The organism is Flavobacterium rhizophilum (genome assembly GCF_046000485.1).
GTDB classification, from domain to species: domain Bacteria; phylum Bacteroidota; class Bacteroidia; order Flavobacteriales; family Flavobacteriaceae; genus Flavobacterium; species Flavobacterium rhizophilum.
In genome coordinates this window covers 49,278-70,551 of record NZ_JBELQB010000017.1, presented here as the reverse complement: position 1 = coordinate 70,551, position 21,274 = coordinate 49,278, and the positions used below count along the sequence as shown (strand labels likewise).

The following is a 21,274-nucleotide window of genomic DNA, read 5'->3' as shown; positions in this document are numbered from 1 at the left end:
CCTTGCAAGGTAAGTCCGATAAAGGCGTATGACTATAAACTACAACCGGATTTTTAAATTTTTAAAACCTTAAATTATGAAAAAAGAATCGTTTAGCCCAAAAGCTTTTTTAAATGTAAAAGAACTTACTACTCAGGAAGACCTAATGATTAGAGGTGGTGGTAAAGACAAAAAGAAAGATCAGAAAAAGGAAAAGAAAAAAGATGCAGATCTTGACCTTGATCTTGATATTGACCTTGGTGGTGTAATAAGACCTTAAGTCTATTTACGGGAAGGAAAATTTTCCTTCCCGTTTAATATAGTTTACTATGAAAACTTTTAACCCCAAAGACTTTCTTGATGTAAAAATATTGACTGTCCTGGAAGATACCTGTATAAAAGGTGGCTCAGATGAGTTTGGCGTTAAACAAAAACAACGCCAAAAACAAAAGGGTGATAAGCAAAAAAAACAGCAGAAAGTCAAGTCTGCTTATTTTGAAGAGGATTTTTACTAACCCCTAATCATTAAATTATGACTAAGATACTGGAACAATTTTCAAAAGATTACTGGGAAAATTTTATTACACAAAACAAAGGTTTTTCTGAAGCATGTGTTCTTAAAAATGCCATGAGCCCTCACTTGGTTAATGAACTTAACCTCGGTATAATGGAGGTTTTAAAAAACAGATTATCCAGAGAAGATATTTCTGACGGGTTTAGAGTTTATATTGAGAGTAAAGAACAGGATGACAAATACCTGTCAGACTTGTGCAAGTCACCTCCAAATGATGGTGAAAATATTGAAGAGTTTGCCCAACGAACATTTGATAAAAAATTTGGTATCATAATAAACAGTGGCGAAAAGCACTCTGACCGTATTTCAGAAAATATAATAAAATCTATATCCCCTCTTATTGATATTGCAGGTTTACCACCTCTTGGTGTTGAAATCACAATTTTTATTGGTAATTATGGATGGACTCCATTGGGTATACATCAGGATCATCGAGGCGAAAATGTAATTCACTTTCATTTGGGACCAGGCAATAAAAGTATGTACGTGTGGGATGAAGATGTATATAAAGATCTTGTAGGTGTAAAACACAATAATACTGATATAGAACCTATACTCCCACATGCTAAAGAGTTTACCTTTGGTACCGGCGATCTTTATTACATGCCCTGGAATAAACATCACGTAGGCTATACCGGAGAACTATCTGTAGGTATAACATTGTGGTTTAACAATCCGTCAAAATTCAAGTATATCAATAAAATATTAGAGTCCTTTAGAATTCAGTTTATTAAAAAAGACCCTTCAATACTCTCAAACCAGTTTGACATGCTTGAAAGTAAAGAATGCTTAAATAATTTACTGGAAACCATTGATCTTGAATCGCAGGTTATGAGCGGTTCGTTAAAAGATTTTTTTGATTTCAGCATAAATGAATTCAATTATTGTTTATTAAGTAACGCCGGTTGGCAATCTGTACCTTTAAGTAAAAAGGAAACCATAAATTTTGATTCCGACACTCATTATACCCAAATGGAAGGGAAAAAAATTATATCAAAGGATGCTTTTAAAATACTCTACAAAAAAGATAACGAAAAGCTTACTGTTTATGTGAGAGGATCAAAATTTTCCATGCATTATTTCGAAAGTCTTACTACTATAATCGATGAAATTAACAAACATATCATTATTGATGTAGATAATTATATTAAAAGTAAGGAACTAAATATGCCTACAGAGGCTTTCTATTATTTTCTGGCTTTACTTTATGATAAAAGAGGATTTGAATTTATTGATTAAAATGAAATGAAAAAAATTAAATACCTGTTACTGCTTTTATTTTGTATACCTGCATTGGCTCAAGAGGATAATTCGACACTTGAAACCATTAAATATAAAACTTCACTAACCATAAATTCTGATGATAGTGATAGTGTATGCCAAAAGATAAAAAATATCTTCAGTGGTTTTAATTGTGAAGTTAACTTCAAAGAACCATACCTTTTACAAACTGATAACGAAGTAATAAAGATAAAGGTGAAGTCAAAAAAAATTATCGTGGAATATAAATCAAACGGAAAATCCGATGAGATAAAAAAGCAATATGAAAAACTGACTGACCGCTTTTAAAAATAATGATAAAATTTATTCCCCAAAGAGATCAAATGGATTGTGGGCCTGCCTGTTTGGTAATGGTAGCTAACTTTTATGGTAAGAAATATAATCTTGACTATGTTAGAAAAAAGTCTTTCATTACCAAAGAGGGGGTCTCTTTTTCCGGCTTAAAAGAAGCAGCACAGGATATTGGTTTCGAAACATTATCAACTCAATTAACCATTAAGCAACTTATTGATAAAAATGAGTATTTCCCATGTATCCTTCACTGGAATCAAAAACATTTTGTTGTACTCTACAAAGTAAAACCTACTAAGGGGAAAAATTATTTTTATATAGCCGATCCCGAATTTGGAAAAATAAAACTCTCAGAGGACAAATTCACTTCACACTGGCAGTCAAATAGTAATTATGGTGTTGCTCTTTTTTTAAACCCTGCCAACAAATTCTATGAATTAAACCCTGAACCTGAAACTACCATAAATTTTAAATACATACTTAATTATATTAAGCCTCATAAGTATAAATTTTTTAAAATATTTCTTCTGCTATTGGCAGGAAGCGGCTTTACTGTTTTTTTTCCGCTTATTACCCAAAAACTTATAGATGATGGTATTCGTACCAAAAACCTTAACCTAATTATTTTACTTTTACTGGGTCAGCTTGCATTATACATAGGGGTTATAGTAGTAGGTATATTTCGTAACTGGCTTATGCTTTATGTAGGTAATAAAGTGAGTATTACTATTATTTCCGACTTTTTTAAAAAAATGATGAAACTCCCAATGTCATTTTTTGACACAAAGATGATAGGTGATTTTCAGCAAAGAATACAAGATAATGAACATATTGAAGACTTTTTAACCTCAAACAGTTTAATAACGCTGTTTTCGTTTATAACCTTTTCAGTCTTTTTTGCCATATTAATGTATTACGATTATAAAATATTACTGGTATATCTTACATTAACAGTAGGATCAGTAGTATGGTCATACTATTGGCTTAATAAAAGAAAAATGTTAGATTACATACGCTTCCAGCAGCGGGTTGAGAATCAGGAATCGGTATATGAAATGCTAAATGGCATAACCGAGATGAAACTTAACAGGTTTGAAACTTATAAAATAACTGCCTGGGAAAAAATTCAAAAGCAATTATTTGACATTAACCTCCGTATACTACGACTTGACCAAGTTCAGCTTTCAGGATTTGAATTTCTAAATCAAACGAAAAATATTATCGTAACATTCATTGCTGCTATTGCAGTTACCAACAATACGTTAACTCTAGGAGAACTATTATCAATATCTTACATAATAGGACAAATGAATGGTCCTGTTAATCAGATAATAACATTTCTTCGTTCCTTTCAGGATGCTAAATTAAGTCTGCTCCGTTTAAATGAGGTAAAAAATCATGATGACGAAGAAACTAAAAATTTAAAGCTTCTTAATACAAATAGTATACACAATAGTAATGTGTATAACGGAATTTCAATAAAAAACCTGTCTTTTCAATATGAAGGACCAAAATCACCTTATGTACTTAGAAATATTAACTTACTTATACCGGAAGGCAAAGTAACAGCAATTGTTGGTGCAAGCGGAAGTGGAAAAACGACCCTTATGAAACTATTACTAAAGTTTTATAACCCTACAAATGGTACAATATTTTATAACGGGGATGATTTATTAAACCTGTCTCCCGGAAGTTTAAGAGAAAAGTGTGGTGTAGTGATGCAGGACGGTTTCATATTTTCAGATACAATTGCAAGAAATATAGCAACCGGCGATGACAAATTTGATTATAATAAATTAAAGCATGCAGCTGTAATGGCTAATATTGATGACTTTATTATGTCACTTCCATTAAAATATAATACTAAAATAGGTGCAGCAGGTAACGGAATTTCAGGAGGACAAAAACAAAGGTTATTAATTGCAAGAGCAATATATAAAGCCCCTCAATATATCTTTTTTGATGAGGCCAGTTCTGCTTTAGATGCCGAAAATGAGAAAATAATTCATGATAATCTTCAAAACTTTTTTAAAGGCAAAACGGTAATAGTAATTGCCCACAGACTCTCTACTGTAAAAAATGCCGATCAGATAATCGTAATGAATAATGGTGAAATTACAGAATCAGGAACTCATGAAAGTTTAGTTAAACAGGAATCCAACTATTATAATTTAGTAAAAAACCAACTGGCATTAGGGACATAATGCGATGCTTTTGCTAACACACCAAAAACTGTCTTAAATTAAATGCCGTTATGCTAAAAGCCTTTCTAATATTGTCAAATCTTTTATAAAAAAGTTCGACATTAGTCCCCTTGACTCCACAAAAGCCTTTTGCTATCTGCAAAAGGCTTTTTTATATGAGTAATCAAACCAAATTAATTTTAGAGGATTACAAATTTTATGACTTACAAAAGAGCGCCATTGATAATTCTAGTGTTCGATTTCCTGTTAACATAAGATCAAATGTTAGTTAGAAATTTTACAAATCATATAATACAAATCTATCTTATAATTTGCTTCGACTTAGAGTTAAGTTTAAAGAGATTTTACCAAACTATCTGCACTTATTAGTTGTTCGGCAACAACCTTTTTTATTATGAAATGATGTATTTATATTCTTCATAAATGTTTCTATTTCCAAACTCCTCTGTAATATATACTGTCAAACTGATGAATAATACTAGTTCATTAAAAATACAAAGGAAATTCATATCTATATTATTTCTAAAAACGGAAGGTAATGCTGTGTCACGCAGTACTAGATAGGCTTAAAAACTCATAAGAATGGAATAGTTTTTAACATAATAAACTAAATCTCAAAGTTAAATCCCTTTTCTGTTAGTTTATCATATATCTTTTGGTCAAACTCATATAATTTGGCTGCCCTATGCGAAACTTTCTTTTGTTTTTCGTTAAGTTCAACAAGTAATTTCATTTTAAGTATCTTCCTTCTGAAATTGGATTTGTCCATCTCAATACCTAAAATTTCTTCGTACAAGCGCATTAGTTCCAAAAGAGTAAATTTATCGGGTAAAAGGTTAAAACCTATAGGAGCCTGCCTTACACGGTTACGTAGGCAATCAATACTGTAATCAAGGATGGAGTTATGGTCATAAATCAGATTTGGTATTTCATTTATCTTATACCATTTTGCATCAGAAGCAGTAAAACCGGGCTGAATAGTATAATCATCACGCATTATTAAGGCAAAGTAACCTATGGTTATTACCCTGCCTAAAGGAAAACGATCTGGCTTACCAAACGCTTTCAGCTGTTCCAAATAAACATTATTAAGACCTGTCAGGTCAGCAAGAAGTCGCTTAGCGGCATTATCAATACTTTCCTTTTCTCTTATCCATCCTCCTGGCAAACCCCACTCCCCCTTACGTATACCTACACCGTGTTGAACAAGAAGTACTTCAAGTCCGTTTTTATTAAACCCAAATATTACACAGTCAATTGTAATGGAGTTCATTACTGACCTTTCTGTGGCCTTTCCTGACTCTTTATTAATTTTTTTTTCCACTTTGTAAATCATTTAAGGTGTTATAGCTGGGTATTCACAAGAGGCTTTTGAATATTGCTAAATAAACAACAAAGTATTTTATAGCTGAATTAATAGTTAATATCCCTTATTTGGTTTATTACAGTTTTAACCGAAATGGCTGTTTCCGTCAATGAATTGTAGTCTTTGTTTGTAAGTATATTTTTAGTTATCAGTTTACTTCCTAATCCTACAGCAGATACACCGCTTTTAAACCATGAAGTAATATTCTCCTGATTAGTTTCGACACCTCCTGTAACAATAAAATCAATATCATTAAAAAGAGGTCGTATTGCCTCAACAAATCCTGGTCCCAGCACATTTCCGGGAAACAGCTTTATAGTAGTACATCCGGCAGCTACGGCAAGGTGAATTTCCCTTGGAGTCATACATCCGGGAAGGTACGGGATCTTTGCTTTTACTGCGGCTGTATTAACTGTTTCATCAAAAAAAGGGCTTACTAAAAAATCAGCTCCAAGCTCAATGAATAAACGGGCTTCATCGGCATTGATTACTGTACCAACCCCAATAAGAAGTTCCGGCATTGAACTATCACGTTCCTTTATAATAGCCTGCAGATTTTTTATGGCATTTTCGCCTCTATTAGTGAACTCTATTATTGAAATATCCGCTTTAAATAAAGCATTTGTAACTGCAATACAAACTTCTGTATCGTCATGATAAAATAAGGGAAGTAGCCCTTCACTTTTTATACGATTATATATAACTTTTTTATCTCGCATCATTTAAAATTCTTTTAATTTGCTCAACTGATTGTTTTGTTGCATCGCCGGGTTCAGCAAGTTTACCTACTGCTGCTGCTGCTGCAAAATTAATTATGTCCTGAGAAGGAAGATTATTATATATACCGTAAATAAGCCCTGCCATAAAACAGTCACCACTGCCTACACTATCTGTAACTGTTATGTTTTCAAAAATATTTGAAGTAAAAAAAGCATTTTCCTTTTGGAGTACACCAAAATAAGACTCCTCTAACCTGTAGGTAAGAGCAATTGCATAAACCTTTTCATATTTTTCCTGTATTTTTTCTATGCTTATTAATGCTGCTTCCTTCAATTTACTGTTAGAAACATTTTTACTGTCAGAAAGAGGTGCAGATATTCCTAAAAGATTCTCAACAGCCCAAATATTTCCCATTATTACGTTACAGTTACGAACTAAATCAGGCATTATTACATCAGGCAATTCGCCATAATTCCATAATTTGTTTCTGTAATTGAGGTCTACTGATATTGTTATACCTTTTGCAGATGCAGCAGTAACAGCTTCTTTACAGATAAGGGCAATATTTTTATTAAGAGCAGGGCTAATAGCACTAAAATGAAACCAGGTACAGTCTTCAAAAACTTTATCCCAATCAATCATACCGGGTGTTAATTGTGAAAAGGATGAGAAATCCCTGTCATATACTACTCCATTATTTTTAACTTCGGTCCCATAAGGCAGGTAATATACTCCCAATCTATTCCCTGAATAAAAAACTTTATCAGTATCAATTCCTCTTCGTTTAATCTGATTACTTATATCCTTTCCAATATAATTTTCGGGTAAGGTTGTAAGATAATTTACAGGAATTCCCCATAATGCCAGTGCAGTTGCAACATTGAGCTCTGCCCCACCTATACAATAAGGAATAGACGAATCAGAAACCCAACTGTCTTTTAACGCAAAGCGAAGTAATACTTCTCCAAAGCAGCATATCTTATGGTTTTGTAAAAGAGTTATTTCATCCAAGTTTTTACAATGTTTTTATTAAGGCGTCTATTTTATTGAGTTTAGCCTTCTATTCAAAAATAAAATATTTAAAACAGCTATACTTACAGAAGCTGTCTAAACTTACGAATACGTTTTAGCTGAAATATTTGTAATAAATAACCTTTCTTGAATTTTAAGGGTAATATTGAATATTGAAAAAAGATTATAAACCAATATTTTATCTATGGATATTTTAGACTCTTTTTCCTTAAAGGATAAAGTTATAGTCGTAACAGGTGGAACCGGTGTTTTGGGTGAATCGTTTATACAGGCAATTGCACAGGCCGGAGGAAAAATAGCTGTTTTGGGGCGTAATAAAGAAAAGGCTGATGCAAGAGTAAAACTGGCTACTAAATATGGAGCAGAAGCTATTGCAGTAATAGCTGACGTGCTTAATGAAACCGATGTTATAAAGGCCAGAGATATTATATTAACTCATTTTGGAACAATTGATGGTTTAGTAAATGCTGCGGGGGGTAATATTCCGGGAGCAACTTTTGAACCAAATCAAAACTTTTTTGATTCAAAAGTATCAGACACCATAAAAGCAATTGAACTGAATCTTTATGGCACTATAATCCCTACTCACGTTTTTGGAGAAATAATAGCTAAAAAAGGTAAAGGTTCAATTATCAATATTTCTTCCCTTGCTGCCAGTAGATCCATTACCCGTGTTTTAGGTTATACTGTAGCAAAACATGGTATAGACGGCTATACTAAATGGATGGCTACAGAACTGTCACTCCGTTACGGTGATAAAGTGCGCGTTAATGCTATCGCACCCGGTGTATTTCTTACCGAACAAAACCGTACCCTTTTAACAAACGCAGACGGAAGCTTTACACCACGTGCAAAGAAATTTGTTGATAATACTCCTTATTCACGACTTGGTAATCCTAAAGAACTACAGGGTACCTTAATCTATTTATTAAGTGATGCTTCAGCATTTGTGAATGGTGAAACAATTTTTGTTGATGGTGGCTTTAATGCCTGGTGTGGTGTATAATTATATTGATTTATGAATATTTATAAAAACAAACTAGAACAAACCTGGAGGTGGTATGGATCCGATGACACTGTTAGCCTACAAGATATAAAACAGGCTGGAGCTACCGGAATAGTATCTGCACTGCATCATATTCCGCATGGTGAGATTTGGACTATAGAAGAAATTCAAAAAAGAAAAAAACAGATTGAGGATGCAGGCTTAACCTGGTCTGTTGTGGAAAGTGTCCCTGTTCATGAAGCCATAAAAACACGTAGTAAAGATGCAGAAATGTATCTGTCTAATTACAAAGCATCACTAAGAAACCTGAGTACCTGTGGCTTAAAAACTGTATGCTATAATTTTATGCCGGTTTTAGACTGGACACGCACAAAACTGGACTTAGAGCTTGATAATGGGGCAAAAGCCCTTTACTTCGAATGGGCTTCAGTAGCTTATTTTGACATTTACCTTCTTAAAAGAAAAGATGCAGAAAAAGACTATTCTGATGCTGTTTTACAGCAGGCAAAAAAAATAAAAAATACAATTACTATACAGGAAAGTAACACTTTAAAGGATATTATCCTTATGGGAGTGCCAGGGGAAAGCAGTACCACTCTTGAGAGTCTACAGCAAAGTATAGAAACCTATCAGTCAATTGGTCATAAAGGATTAAGGCAAAACCTTATTTATTTCCTCAAGTCAATTGCTGATGTCTGCAAAGAGGAGGCAATAAAGATGACAATCCATCCTGACGATCCTCCGTACCCTATATTGGGGCTACCAAGAATTGTAAGTAATAAAGAAGACCTTGAATATATAATTAATGAGGTTAAAGATGATTTTAATGGTATATGCTTTTGCACCGGTTCATTAGGTGCAGGTACTCATAATAACATTCCTCAAATATTTGAGGCCGTAAAACAAAGGGTATATTTTATACATTTAAGAAATGTAAAAAAGGATAAGTCAGGTAATTTTTATGAAGCAGATCATTTAGACGGTGATGTTAATATGTATGACGTTATGAAAGCTATCGTAAAAGAAAATAATAACCGTTCTGTCCCTATTCCTTTCAGGCCCGATCACGGACATCAGATACTTGATGATCTTAAAAAAACATCACACCCCGGATATTCGGCCATTGGAAGGCTCAAAGGGTTGGCAGAACTACGAGGCCTGGAACTTGGAATTATGGGACAATAATCTTAAAATTACACTATGTCATTCTTTTTAAAAGATAATTTCATTCTTGAATCTGATATTGCAGAGCAGTTATACTTTAATTATGCTCAAAATCAACCTATAATAGATTATCATTCTCATCTATCTCCCTCGGCTATTGCTAATGATATAAATTTTGAAAATATAACCCAAGCATGGCTAAAAGGCGATCATTATAAATGGAGAGCCATGAGGGCTTTGGGTATCGAAGAAGAATATATAACCGGTACTGCCTCTGATTATGAAAAATTCTCTAAATGGGCACAAACAGTACCTCATACCTTAAGAAACCCGTTATTTCACTGGACACACATGGAACTTAAAAATCCCTTTGGTATAACGGAACTTTTAAATCAGGACACTTCCCGCAAAATTTATGATACAACTTCCGAAAAACTTAAATCACAGTCCTTTTCAGCAAAAGGATTACTAAGTAATTTCAATGTGAAAATGGTTGGCACTACAGATGACCCTATTGATTCTCTTGAAGATCATCTTAAAATACGTCATGATAATTCAAAAATCAAAGTACTGCCTACTTTTCGTCCGGACAAAATATTTAATATTGATTTCGGAAATAAATTCAGAAACTATGTAAAGAAATTAGGGGAGCTTACCAATATTACAATAACAGATTTGGAATCCTTACTGCAGGCATTTAAAGTAAGAGTTGATTATTTTGATAAAGCAGGATGTGTATCTTCAGATCATGGATTAAGTGCCATACCTCATAAAGGAAAGTTTGGTAAATCTGATATTGAGAAAATATTTAAGGAGGTTTTAAATGGCAATGACAGTAAAGCTCCTGAAATAAAAGAAAGTTTTACGTATTTCATGTTGATTGAGTTATGTAAAATGTACCACCAAAAAGGATGGGTACAGCAATTTCATTTAGGAGCCTTAAGAAATAGTAATGCATATAAAGTTTCCGTTTTAGGCCGTGATACCGGTTTTGATTCAGTAGGAGATTATAAACAGGCTGAAACATTGTCCATATTACTAAATGAACTGGAAACTACCAACAAATTATCTAAAACCATATTATATAATCTTAATCCGGCTGATAATACACTATTTGCGACAATGACAGGAAACTTTCAGGGCGAAGGCATCAGGGGGAAAATTCAATATGGATCAGGTTGGTGGTTTTTAGACCAGCTTGACGGAATGACAAATCAGATAAACGCACTCTCTAATCAGGGCCTGATAAGTACTTTCATCGGGATGCTTACCGATTCAAGAAGTTTTCTTTCCTATTCTCGTCATGAATATTTCAGGAGACTGTTATGTAACCTTTTTGCCCAGGATATCAGAAAAGGCTACCTGCCTAATGATGTTACCTGGATAGGATCTGTAATTTCCGACATCTGTTACTACAATGCAAAAAAATACTTTAACCTGAACCAAAGTTAATATAGATGGATAAAACAAAACTCATAAACAATATTGGTAATTATCGCTGGACAATTTGTACACTACTCTTTTTTGGTACAACCATAAACTATCTGGACAGGCAGGTACTAAGTTTATTACATCCTATTCTTGAGGAAGAATTAAAATGGACCAATACTGATTATGGGTTGATTACTGCCGTCTTTCAACTTACTTATGGATTGTTTACCCTATTCTCAGGTCGGCTTATTGATAAAATAGGTACAAAAAAAGGGTATGCCATAGCTTTAATAATCTGGTCTATAGGAGCCATATTACATGCTTTTGCTATTCCCATAGGAAAGGGTACTTCAGATCTTTTAGGAATATTAGGCATCACGGGTATATCTGTTTCGGTGGCTGGCTTCATCATAGCAAGGGCAATTCTTGCAATTGGTGAATCAGCTAATTTCCCTGCTGCTATTAAAGCAACTGCAGAATATTTCCCTAAAAAAGAACGGTCGTTAGCAACAGGTATATTTAACTCCGGGTCAAATATAGGGGCAATTCTGGCACCACTTACTGTTCCTTGGATTGCTTATCACTTAGGTTGGGAGAGTTCATTTATCATAATAGGATCTTTAGGTTTTGTATGGCTTGTTTTCTGGTGGATCTATTATGATGATCCTTCAAAACAAAAAAGATTAACTGCTGAGGAATATGAATATATAACAGAGGGTAGTGAAGTTAATGATATAGCTCCTGAAGAGATAAAGGAAACTAAAACTTCATGGTTTAAATTATTGGCTTTTAAGGAAACATGGGCCTTTACATTGGGGAAATTTTTTACAGACGGTGTATGGTGGTTCCTGCTTTTTTGGCTTCCCTCCTATCTCACTTCACAATTCGGATTAAAAAACACCGATATTACCCTGCCATTGGCTTTATTATACAGCATGACCATGGTAGGTAGTATTTGTGGCGGATGGTTTCCTTTATACTTCATTAAAAGAGGGTACGACACTGCACCTGCAAGACGAAAGGCAATGTTTTTTATAGCTCTTATACCGTTGGTTGTGTTATTAGTTCAGCCGTTAGGCGAAATAACATTCTGGATTCCGGTACTTTTAATAGGAACATGTGCTTCTGCACATCAGGCATGGTCTGCAAACCTATACTCTACAGTATCTGATATGTTCCCAAAGTATGCAATAGCCAGCGTAATAGGCATAGGAACCATGGCCGGAAGTATAGGAGGAGCTTTAACATCTTTTCTTGTAGGTAGGCTTTTTGATGCCTATAAAGCTTCGGGAGACCTAACTTCGGGCTATACAATAGTGTTCGGTTTTTGTGCAGTAGCCTATTTGTTTGCCTGGTTTATAATGAAACTTTTGGTGCCTAAACTAAAATAACTACTAATTACAGGGTTGTAGATTTTCTTATATTTATAGACGTTTCAAGTAATATAGTTTCATATAATGATGTCCTTTTTGTATTTGATGCGCATTCTATAAGCTCAATAAGTTTTTTAAGTGCTAAATACCCCATGTCTTTTGCCGGCTGCCTAATCGCAGAAAGCGAAGGATTAAGGGAAAAAGCAATATCGGTATTTGCAAAACCTATTACCGCAATTTCATCGGGTACTTTTATCTTTAATTTTGCCAAAATACCCAAACTTCTGGTAGTAATAACATCTGTAGCACCAAATATGGCATTAGGGGCTATATTTTGTTCAATTAACCCCAGTATGGAATTACTTATTTTGGCATCCATTTCATCAGTGTTTTCGAGACTACAAAAAACCATGTACCTCGGATTAATTGGTATATCTAAATTCTTTAACGCTTTTTTAAACCCCTGAATTCTTTGATTATTATCACCAAATTTATCTCCGGTTATAAATAATATTCTTTTTCGGTTAATATCTATAAGATGCTGGGTAGCCTCTAAAGCTCCTTTATATTCATTTACTCCAATCTTAGTTGTTTTAATTTCAGGATTTAACCTGTCAAACAAAACAACCGGGCAGTGCTTTTCATTAATAAGATTGATATAATCAGAATTAGAAGTTTCGCTAACAGGAGACAATAAAATACCATCAACTCCTTTAGAGATCAAAGAGTCTAAACAAGCTTTTTCATTCGCTACATTTTCATAACTCTGCATTATAATAATATCACAGCCTACCTCGTTGGAAGCCTTATGAATACCATCTAATACCTGAGCCAGAAAAGTACTGCTGAAAAAAGAGTTTACAATAACACCTATTGAGTTAGTATGCCCTATTTTAAGACTTTTTGCCAGTCTGTTTGGCCGATAATTATGCTGATTAGCATAATCAATTATTATTTTTCTTGTTTCAGCGCTTATTTCATAGCTGTTATTTAAAGCTTTTGAAATGGTTGAAACAGAAAAATTAAGTGCTTTTGCTATATCTTTTATTGTAATATTAGCCATTTATAATTGTATTGATTAATTGGTAAAGCAATTATAATAATTTTCAATAAAATATTGATCAATTAACCATTTATAGGAATTAATTATAATAATTTTTTTATCGATATAAAAAATTAAACCTGCAACAGTAGCTGTCACAGGTTTAAACTCAACTTAACACAAACTAATTTAATTATATCCCGGATTTTGATAATCTTGTGTATTTCCTACCATAGCATCAAGCTGCCCCTGAGGAATTGGTCGTAAATAAAGGTAAGGTTCTATACTACGCTGAATTGTTTGTGGTGTGTGATCACCAGTATCTGAACCACAAATAGTGTAGGTTGAAGCTAACTCATTCCATTTTTGTGTTCGTACAAGATCGAACCAACGATAACCTTCCCCGTAAAATTCACGTGAACGCTCGGCAAGAATATAGTTAATATCAATATTTGTTGGTGTAGCAGCTACCATTGCCGCGCTATTGTCTTCATTCTTAACCATATTACCATTGTTATCCCAACGCCACATACCTGCACGGGCGCGAATAACATTTATCAAATCATAAGCAGTTTTACCTCCCTGTGGTGATGCACCTTTTACATTAGCCTCTGCTGCTATAAAATACAGTTCGGAGAACTTTGCTATATTGAAAGGGCGTGTACTGGCCGCATTAGGCTGTCCTAAACCACTTCCATTATCAGTACGGTAAGTCCCCAGTTTCCATAACCCCGGATAAGTAAGCCTGCTTATACCTTGTGGCGATATTACATAGTCTGCCCTGCCAGGTAAGACACCTGCACCAATATTACTTTTATATGTAGAGTTTGAATAATCAATTAACTCTGTAGGTTCTTCATTCAGAAAGGTTAATATGGCATCACCCGGATAAACCTCCATGTTATTAGCATTATATAAAAATTCATTAGTTACTCCGCCTTTCTGCCAGTTACCACGATAAACAGTTGTAAAAGTGCCGTCATATCGTGAGTCATTTGTTTTATCTGCAAATGTATTTGTAATGACTTCGATAGTAGGACACATACGTGTCCAAGGGCGCCCAAGAGGCTGTGAAGCTTCTCGTTGTACCGAGCTTATAAGGGTTTCGTGAGTTTGATCGGCAGCACTTCTAATATTGGTGTAATTCCAGGTCATCATCCATCCTGCAAAATTATCAGGTGCTGTACCATTACTGTAAGTCAGACTTGCTCCATTATAAAATTCACTAGCCTCAGTATGATCTGCATATAGGAGTATCTCATTATTACGGTCGTTAGAACCCAAATTAACATCATAATAGGTTTGCTGTAAAGCAAATGGTCCCGGATTATCTATAGCCTCTACAGCAATATCATAAGCCTGCTGATAATACCATTGTGCACTTTGCCCATCAGGGTCTACTCTGGAAGTATCAGGATAGGTTGGAATATTGTTAGGATTCTCAAGCCACCATGCGTAAGTTAAGTATGCTTTTGCCAAATAAAGGCGCGCAACTGTTTTGGTAACTCCGCCAGTAACACGTCCTGCTTCCGGTAAATCATTAATAGCTGTTAACAAATCAGGAAATATTACTTTAGTATATACTTCGGGAACTGTATTACGAACAGATGTTCTTACCGGATTTGTATTAAACTTTAGCTCTCCGGTACCTAAATCTAACGGAACACCGCCAAATGTTTGTACCAGCATAAAATAATCAAATGCACGAAAGAATCTTGCTTCGGATATAAGTGCCTCTGGTATTGTACCTACTTCAGTGGCATTTTCTATTATACCATTTGCTGTATTAATATTAGGGAAAGCAGCACCCCACAAAACATCGGCACGACTGGTAACACTAGTAACCTGCCCAACCCCCGAAAGATCCATATCTTTAAAGTTTGCATCAGCACTTTGGGCATAGGTTACTTCATCAGTCCCTGTAAGACAACTATTATAGTAATAAGCCTGCCCGTATATATATCTTAAATGAGCATACATTGATGTTAACCCTCCATAAACCCCTTCTTCTGTCTTAAAATAATCAGGGGTATAAATACTACGTGGCTGTTCCTCTAAAATTTCATCACTACACCCCACAAACATTACAGTTGCAAAAAATGTAGCTGCTATAGTTTTTATTTTTAAATTTTTCATAATAGTTTTTTTAGAATGTTAGATTTAAACCAAGCATAAAAGTACGTGTGGCAGGTGTATTAGTTCCTACTGTAAGTAACCTGCTTTGATAAGTATCAGTCACAGCTGCGTTTTGATTACCATATGAATTAGGTTCGGGATCAAGACCGGTTTCCTTGTGATAAGGAGAGTATAACACAAATGCATTTTGCACAGTAGTATAAAGCCTTAATTTATCTATACCTACCTTTTTAATAAAGTCCTGATTAAAGGTATAGCCAAGTGTAATAGTTCTTATTTTTACATAAGAAGCATCAAAATAACTTAATGTACTTCCATATTTAGGATTATCACCACTAGTTATACCTCCCGGTTTAGGGTATCTGGCATCTGTATTTTCAGGAGTCCAATAATCAACGTCAACATTCCCCCTGCGCCCATTAAGCATATTTAAATATCCTGTAGAACCGTAAAGTGTACTTATAAGTATACCTCCGCTCTGAAAACCTCCTACAATACCTAAATCAAAATTCTTATAGTTCACATTAGTATTGAAACCTCCCTGAAAATCAGGATTAACATCTAAAACCTGACGATCATCCGGGCCAATAGCCCTTGTTGGTGTACCATCTTCATTATAATCTCCGGTATATTCTACCTTAATCATACCAACATTACCTCCCGGCTCTAATATATCCAGATAAGGGTCTCCTTCCTGCCATAATCCAAGCCTGTTATAATCATAAATAACATTTATCGGTTTACCCACAAACCACCAGTTGGCTTCGTCTTCCTGCTGCCCTGATGCTAGTGCTGTTAGCTTATTTTTATTAGAATAAAGGTTGAAACCGGCACTCCATGTTACACCATTTGGATTATCTAATATTAAACCGTTAAGGGAAAGCTCAAAACCTTTATTTTGCGTCTCGCCTATATTAGCGGTATAACTACCTACTCCGGCTGTTGGCGGTAAATTAACCCCTAACAATACATTATTTGTATTTTGTACATAGTATTCTAAAGTTCCTGATAAACGATTATTAAATAATCCAAAATCAAGACCATAATTCCATGTTTTTGAAAACTCCCATCCCAGATTTGGATTTGGCAGTTCAGATACATAGTATCCGGTAACGAAATCACCTCCGAAGTTATACGGACGTGTACTTAGTAATCCTAAAGTTTTATATGGGTCAACTGCCTGGTTTGAAGTTTCACCATAACCCACCCTCAATTTTAAAAGACTAATTTCATCCAGTCCGTTCATAAAAGATTCATTAGCAATATTCCATCCTGCAGAAACAGCCGGATAAGAATGCCACTGATGCCCCGGAGCAAGTCTTGAAGATGCATCTGACCTAAAAGTTGCACTTACCATATAACGGTCATCATAAGAATACATTAAACGTCCCATATATGAAACTAACCCACTCTTTTGATAGCTCTGATTTGCCGGATTTATAGTTACTTCCCCTTGTGCCTGTCCTAAATTAAAAAACTGGAATGCATCTGAAGGTATTTCTCTTGCTGAAATGGAAGAGCTGTTAAAGAAGTTTTCCTGTGCAGAATAAAGAGCAATAGCATTTATTGTATGCTTACCTCCAAAAGTGCGATCATAACTAAGTATATTTTCAACAGCCCAGTTACTATTAAAAGAATTATTAATTGTAGCTATTGATGGCGTATCTGGATTTGTGCTGAATACTCCCTCTCCTGTATAAGTACCTCCTGTACTCATCCTAATGTTTCCTCCTAAGTTCAATCTATATTTTAATCCTTCAACCCCCGGAATTTTCACCTCACCATATACTGTATTATATGAGGCAAAAGCCTTATTTTGATCTAAAAAACTATCACCAAGATTATTCATTATATCCCTAGAATATACCCATTGCTCGTCTAAAGGCATACTTACCGTTCTCTTCCATGAACCGTCTTCATTATAAGGATTTGCCAGTGGTGACATACTTAAAACACCATAAGTGCCTAAAGTACTTCCGTTAGTAATTGAATAATTGTTATTTGTATTAAAACCAACTCTTACATAATTACCTATTTGCTGATCCAGAGAACTAACCAGTGAAAAACGTTCATAATCCTGAAGTGGTATAACTCCTTCATCTTTATAATATGTTGTACTAAAACTATAGCTGCCCGTAGCAGATCCTCCCGATACATTAAAATGATGATTTTCTACAGTTCCGGTTCTGTAAAACAAATCCTGCCAATCAGTATTGATATCATCAGACTCATCAATCCCATTTGAAAACATTCCGGCATCAGCACGTAATTTTGCATATTTGGCTGCACCCATCATTGGATAGTCTGAAAAGACATTTCTAACTCCATAATATGAGCTATAAGTAAATTTGGCCTTTTGACCTAGTGTTCCTCTATTAGTTGTTATTAAAATTACACCATTAGCACCCCTGGAACCATAAATAGCAGTAGCAGATGCATCTTTTAGTACATCTATACTTTTAATATCATCCGTACTTATATCTGTTAAAGAACCCGGAAATGGTATACCATCTAATACAATTAAAGGGTTATTACTTGCTGTTAAAGAACGTGCACCCCTTATACGTATTTGCATAGACGCACCAGGTTGCGACGAAGTCTGATTGATTTCTACCCCTGCAAGACGACCTTGTAATGCTTGTGTAATATTAGGAGCAGGTACCTCTCTTATGGCATCTCCTTTTATAGACACTACAGATCCTGTTACAGCTTCTTTGCGTTGTGCACCATAACCTACAATCACGACCTCGTTAAGCTCCTGTGACTCCTCCTGTAATACTACATTTACAGTATTTCCGGTAACAGTAACTTCCTGAGACTGGTAACCTATAAATGAAAACTGTAATACAGCATTTAGGGGTGCCGATATAGTATAGTTACCATCTATATCTGTAGCTACAGAGTTTGTAGTGCCCTTAACTGCAACCAGAGCACCCGGTATCCCCATACCATCATCCCCCGAAGTAACTTTACCACTTACATTCATATCCTGAGACCAGCACAAATGCGTACTAAAGACTAAAGCCAAAACCAATAAAAGGCGATGGGGTTTAATTGATACTTTGTAGAGTTTTTTCATAATAGTTAGTAGTTGGTTATTAATAATATTTGTGTTTGTTTTTTGAATATTCATTGAATACTCTTTACTAAATCGATTTCGTAAACTAAGCGTAAGACACCCTCTAAATTTTTTAAGTAATGATTTAAAAACCTATTTTTTAATTACTTAAACCACCTTATGGTGTTATAGACCAAAAGTAAAATTTTCTTATTTTAAGTTAAAAATCTAATACATAAAAGCTACGAATACGTTTTAGTTGAAAATTCAATAAAAACATTATCTTCAAAAAAATAACACCTAATTTGTGGATATTTTATTTTAAAGCTGTTAATAGAGAAATAATTAAATCATAGTACTTAAAAATCATTAAAGAAGTAGATTTAAAAAATACATTCATAATGGCCTATATAAAAAATGGAATTATTGATTGAAAAGCTATTCTATTTTTAAATCAATATAATAGCTTAATGGCATTTCAGGTCTTTCCAGTTCTCCCGGAATAGGCATTTTTGAAAAAGTCTGAAAATAAAGTACACATGAGTTTCTCCAAATCACAGCTTCCTCCTGCTGCTCTTCAAGCAACTGCTTTACTTTATTAAACCTCTCATCATCAATAAAAGATTTTAGTTTATTCCACGAAGACTGCATTTTCCTTACTTTATCTACACCATTATAATAATGCTGGCACATTTCATCCCACAAAGTGTTACCTGATTTCATTTTATGCTTCCAGCTAACATGATGAAACCATAATAAAAGATTTTCGGGGCATGTTTCAATAGAGTTAAAGGTGTCCCTTACAGCAGGATAATATTGTGATACCGCATTAGAACCACTTGTAGTCCTATCAAAACCAATACCTATACTATCTGCCCTGTGATAGTATGTAGATTTCCAATTCGGTTGTGCTGCAGTATCAACCCAGGGTCCCGGTCCTCTATGTGTATCATAAGCCATTATATGGTTCAGTCCTAAAGGTGTCATATAATCTACAGTAGTTTCCCTGGATTCTAACATCATTTTTTTTACAGGCACAATAAATTCTTTATCGTTTGAAAAAGTCATACGTATCCAGTCGTCTGCTATGCTTTCCGACGATGTTTCAGGATTCCAGGCCAGCCTTCCCAAGCTATACCAGTTAGACTGGGCAAAAGGATGCCCGCACCAGTTCCTGCTATTGCCAATATTTGATACCCCTGCCATACCTGTAAGCTTATTAGAGGAATATTTCCCTTCAATCACGTTTGCTACTGTACTTCCTTTTCCTTTAGCATAGGTATCAGAATCCAGCGTTTCTTCATACAAGGTGGAAAGGAAAACCAAATGATTTGAGAATCCCAAATATTCCTGTGTAATTTGAAATTCCATCATAAGTGAAGTATTAGGCATTGCACCAAATAGTGGTGAAAAAGGTTCTCTTGGCTGAAAATCTATAGGACCGTTTTTAATCTGCACAAGTACATTGTCTTTGAACTGACCGTCAAGAGGTTTAAAACTATTGTAAGCCTGAAGAACCCTGTCTTCTTCAGGATCACTATTGTAAACAAAAGCCCTCCACATCACAACTCCTTTATAAAGTTCTAAAGCCTGAGCCAACATATTAGCCCCATCTGCATGTGTACGCCCGTAATCCTGAGGTCCCGGTTGTCCTTCCGAATTTGCCTTTACCAAAAAACCTCCAAAATCAGGAATAAGCGTATATATTTCTTCAGCTTTAGCTTCCCACCAGTCAATTACTTGTGGGTTAAGTGGATCTGCAGTAGGCAAACCTCCCAGTTTTATTGGAGAAGTAAATGAAACAGACAGATATACCTTTAAACCATATGGCCTGAAAACATCTGCGAGAGCCTTTACCTTTTCAAGATAGCTTTTGGTTAAAATCTTAGGATTGGAGTTTACATTATTTAATACTGTAGCATTAATTCCTACAGAAGCATTTGCCCTTGCATAATCAATATATCTTTTATCAACTGTATTAGGTAATTCATCCCACTTCCATAAGGAATTGCCTGCATAACCACGCTCTATACTACCATCAAGATTATCCCAGTGATTTAAAGCCCTTATATCTAATTTCGGTATTTCAGTAATAGTTAGCTTGTTGCTTATTTGCTGTGTTTGTATAAGTTTTATAAAATGAAAAACTCCATATAAAATACCAATATCAGTATTAGCAGTAATTAATGTACAGGTTTTGCTGTTAATTTTTACCGACCTAATTATAAAGCCTTCTTTTCCTAATGCTTCATAATCTTTAGCATAGATTTGACCATTGAGCACCGACTCATTTTTTGTTGCCAGGACAATGCAGTTATTTGTAATAGAATTCAAAACTTTAGGCTTAGTGCCCAGTAATCCTGAAAAAGCACGTTTAAGTTCATTTTCTGCTGCTTTTAGAGTCTCAGAATTTCCTGTGATATAATAACCGTTAAAAGCTTTGTTATATTTATCAAGTAGTGTTTTATTTTCAATTTTTATGTAGTTGAGCCAAAGGTCATAACCATCATTGGCTTTAAGACATAAAGGAAATAAAAGGATTGAAATAAATAAAAATCCTCGTGAGAATTTTGGTGTCATATTTATGTGGTATTGCAATTAAATATAAATGTGAGTT

The 21,274-nt window shown here is 34.6% G+C and carries 16 protein-coding genes; 9 read left to right on the top strand and 7 right to left on the bottom strand.

Features of this window, described 5'->3' with window-relative positions; all coding sequences use genetic code 11:
- Positions 1-76 precede the first annotated feature (76 nt).
- From ABS768_RS17185 to ABS768_RS17165, 5 genes are read left to right on the top strand one after another with little or no spacing between them, the layout of a single operon-like run.
- Entirely contained in the window at positions 77-259 is a 183-nt protein-coding gene (locus ABS768_RS17185; protein WP_408076191.1) for a hypothetical protein, read from the top strand.
- A 49-nt stretch (positions 260-308) separates the two neighbouring features.
- On the top strand, positions 309-494 hold the full coding sequence (locus ABS768_RS17180) for a hypothetical protein (RefSeq protein WP_408076190.1): 186 nt from the start codon (positions 309-311) through the stop codon (positions 492-494).
- A gap of 17 nt (positions 495-511) precedes the next feature.
- Positions 512-1,792 (top strand): hypothetical protein, encoded by a 1,281-nt coding sequence (locus ABS768_RS17175; protein WP_408076189.1) that lies wholly within the window; start codon positions 512-514, stop codon positions 1,790-1,792.
- 6 nt (positions 1,793-1,798) lie between these two features.
- Entirely contained in the window at positions 1,799-2,122 is a 324-nt protein-coding gene (locus tag ABS768_RS17170) for a hypothetical protein (protein ID WP_408076188.1), read from the top strand.
- Positions 2,123-2,127: 5 nt separating this feature from the next.
- On the top strand, positions 2,128-4,329 hold the full coding sequence (locus ABS768_RS17165; RefSeq protein WP_408076187.1) for a peptidase domain-containing ABC transporter: 2,202 nt from the start codon (positions 2,128-2,130) through the stop codon (positions 4,327-4,329).
- 607 nt (positions 4,330-4,936) lie between these two features.
- Here ABS768_RS17165 and ABS768_RS17160 read toward each other — a convergent pair.
- The 3 genes from ABS768_RS17160 to ABS768_RS17150 form a co-directional block, all read right to left on the bottom strand.
- On the bottom strand, positions 4,937-5,665 hold the full coding sequence (locus tag ABS768_RS17160) for an NUDIX hydrolase (RefSeq protein ID WP_408076186.1): 729 nt from the start codon (positions 5,663-5,665) through the stop codon (positions 4,937-4,939).
- A gap of 77 nt (positions 5,666-5,742) precedes the next feature.
- A complete protein-coding gene (locus ABS768_RS17155; protein ID WP_408076185.1) occupies positions 5,743-6,417 on the bottom strand; it encodes a bifunctional 4-hydroxy-2-oxoglutarate aldolase/2-dehydro-3-deoxy-phosphogluconate aldolase in 675 nt (224 codons plus the stop codon).
- Entirely contained in the window at positions 6,404-7,426 is a 1,023-nt protein-coding gene (locus ABS768_RS17150; protein WP_408076184.1) for a PfkB family carbohydrate kinase, read from the bottom strand. The genes ABS768_RS17155 and ABS768_RS17150 overlap by 14 nt, the downstream gene beginning before the upstream one ends.
- 205 nt (positions 7,427-7,631) lie before the next feature.
- Between ABS768_RS17150 and ABS768_RS17145 the strand changes: the two genes are divergently transcribed.
- From ABS768_RS17145 to ABS768_RS17130, 4 genes are read left to right on the top strand one after another with little or no spacing between them, the layout of a single operon-like run.
- Positions 7,632-8,453 carry an SDR family oxidoreductase gene (locus tag ABS768_RS17145; RefSeq protein WP_408076183.1) on the top strand — a complete coding sequence of 274 codons (822 nt, stop codon included), beginning with the start codon at positions 7,632-7,634 and terminating at the stop codon, positions 8,451-8,453.
- A 12-nt stretch (positions 8,454-8,465) separates the two neighbouring features.
- Positions 8,466-9,638: a mannonate dehydratase gene (uxuA, locus tag ABS768_RS17140; RefSeq protein WP_408076182.1), complete on the top strand. Its 1,173-nt coding sequence runs from the start codon at positions 8,466-8,468 to the stop codon at positions 9,636-9,638.
- Positions 9,639-9,653: 15 nt separating this feature from the next.
- Complete coding sequence (uxaC, locus tag ABS768_RS17135; RefSeq protein ID WP_408076181.1) at positions 9,654-11,069, top strand: glucuronate isomerase; 1,416 nt, start codon at positions 9,654-9,656, stop codon at positions 11,067-11,069.
- 5 nt (positions 11,070-11,074) lie between these two features.
- Complete coding sequence (locus tag ABS768_RS17130; RefSeq protein ID WP_408076180.1) at positions 11,075-12,439, top strand: MFS transporter; 1,365 nt, start codon at positions 11,075-11,077, stop codon at positions 12,437-12,439.
- Between the two features lie 7 nt (positions 12,440-12,446).
- Here the strand turns inward: ABS768_RS17130 and ABS768_RS17125 are convergent, their stop codons facing one another.
- From ABS768_RS17125 to ABS768_RS17110, 4 genes are all read right to left on the bottom strand, one after another.
- A complete protein-coding gene (locus ABS768_RS17125) occupies positions 12,447-13,484 on the bottom strand; it encodes a LacI family DNA-binding transcriptional regulator (RefSeq protein ID WP_408076179.1) in 1,038 nt (345 codons plus the stop codon).
- Positions 13,485-13,652: 168 nt separating this feature from the next.
- Positions 13,653-15,599 (bottom strand): RagB/SusD family nutrient uptake outer membrane protein, encoded by a 1,947-nt coding sequence (locus tag ABS768_RS17120; protein ID WP_408076178.1) that lies wholly within the window; start codon positions 15,597-15,599, stop codon positions 13,653-13,655.
- A 10-nt stretch (positions 15,600-15,609) separates the two neighbouring features.
- A complete protein-coding gene (locus ABS768_RS17115; RefSeq protein ID WP_408076177.1) occupies positions 15,610-18,678 on the bottom strand; it encodes a SusC/RagA family TonB-linked outer membrane protein in 3,069 nt (1,022 codons plus the stop codon).
- Between the two features lie 417 nt (positions 18,679-19,095).
- Positions 19,096-21,237: an alpha-glucuronidase family glycosyl hydrolase gene (locus ABS768_RS17110; RefSeq protein ID WP_408076176.1), complete on the bottom strand. Its 2,142-nt coding sequence runs from the start codon at positions 21,235-21,237 to the stop codon at positions 19,096-19,098.
- Between the last annotated feature and the right edge of the window lie 37 nt (positions 21,238-21,274).

What these genes read in the sequence shown, in the direction of transcription:
- ABS768_RS17110 (WP_408076176.1), bottom strand. Translation starts at nt 21,237, where the DNA reads ATGACACCAAAATTCTCACGAGGATTTTTATTTATTTCAATCCTTTTA.
- ABS768_RS17165 (WP_408076187.1), top strand. Translation starts at nt 2,128, where the DNA reads ATGATAAAATTTATTCCCCAAAGAGATCAAATGGATTGTGGGCCTGCC.
- ABS768_RS17175 (WP_408076189.1), top strand. Translation starts at nt 512, where the DNA reads ATGACTAAGATACTGGAACAATTTTCAAAAGATTACTGGGAAAATTTT.
- ABS768_RS17115 (WP_408076177.1), bottom strand. Translation starts at nt 18,678, where the DNA reads ATGAAAAAACTCTACAAAGTATCAATTAAACCCCATCGCCTTTTATTG.
- ABS768_RS17160 (WP_408076186.1), bottom strand. Translation starts at nt 5,665, where the DNA reads ATGATTTACAAAGTGGAAAAAAAAATTAATAAAGAGTCAGGAAAGGCC.
- uxuA (WP_408076182.1), top strand. Translation starts at nt 8,466, where the DNA reads ATGAATATTTATAAAAACAAACTAGAACAAACCTGGAGGTGGTATGGA.
- ABS768_RS17185 (WP_408076191.1), top strand. Translation starts at nt 77, where the DNA reads ATGAAAAAAGAATCGTTTAGCCCAAAAGCTTTTTTAAATGTAAAAGAA.
- ABS768_RS17145 (WP_408076183.1), top strand. Translation starts at nt 7,632, where the DNA reads ATGGATATTTTAGACTCTTTTTCCTTAAAGGATAAAGTTATAGTCGTA.
- ABS768_RS17155 (WP_408076185.1), bottom strand. Translation starts at nt 6,417, where the DNA reads ATGATGCGAGATAAAAAAGTTATATATAATCGTATAAAAAGTGAAGGG.
- ABS768_RS17180 (WP_408076190.1), top strand. Translation starts at nt 309, where the DNA reads ATGAAAACTTTTAACCCCAAAGACTTTCTTGATGTAAAAATATTGACT.
- ABS768_RS17120 (WP_408076178.1), bottom strand. Translation starts at nt 15,599, where the DNA reads ATGAAAAATTTAAAAATAAAAACTATAGCAGCTACATTTTTTGCAACT.
- ABS768_RS17170 (WP_408076188.1), top strand. Translation starts at nt 1,799, where the DNA reads ATGAAAAAAATTAAATACCTGTTACTGCTTTTATTTTGTATACCTGCA.
- ABS768_RS17125 (WP_408076179.1), bottom strand. Translation starts at nt 13,484, where the DNA reads ATGGCTAATATTACAATAAAAGATATAGCAAAAGCACTTAATTTTTCT.
- uxaC (WP_408076181.1), top strand. Translation starts at nt 9,654, where the DNA reads ATGTCATTCTTTTTAAAAGATAATTTCATTCTTGAATCTGATATTGCA.
- ABS768_RS17130 (WP_408076180.1), top strand. Translation starts at nt 11,075, where the DNA reads ATGGATAAAACAAAACTCATAAACAATATTGGTAATTATCGCTGGACA.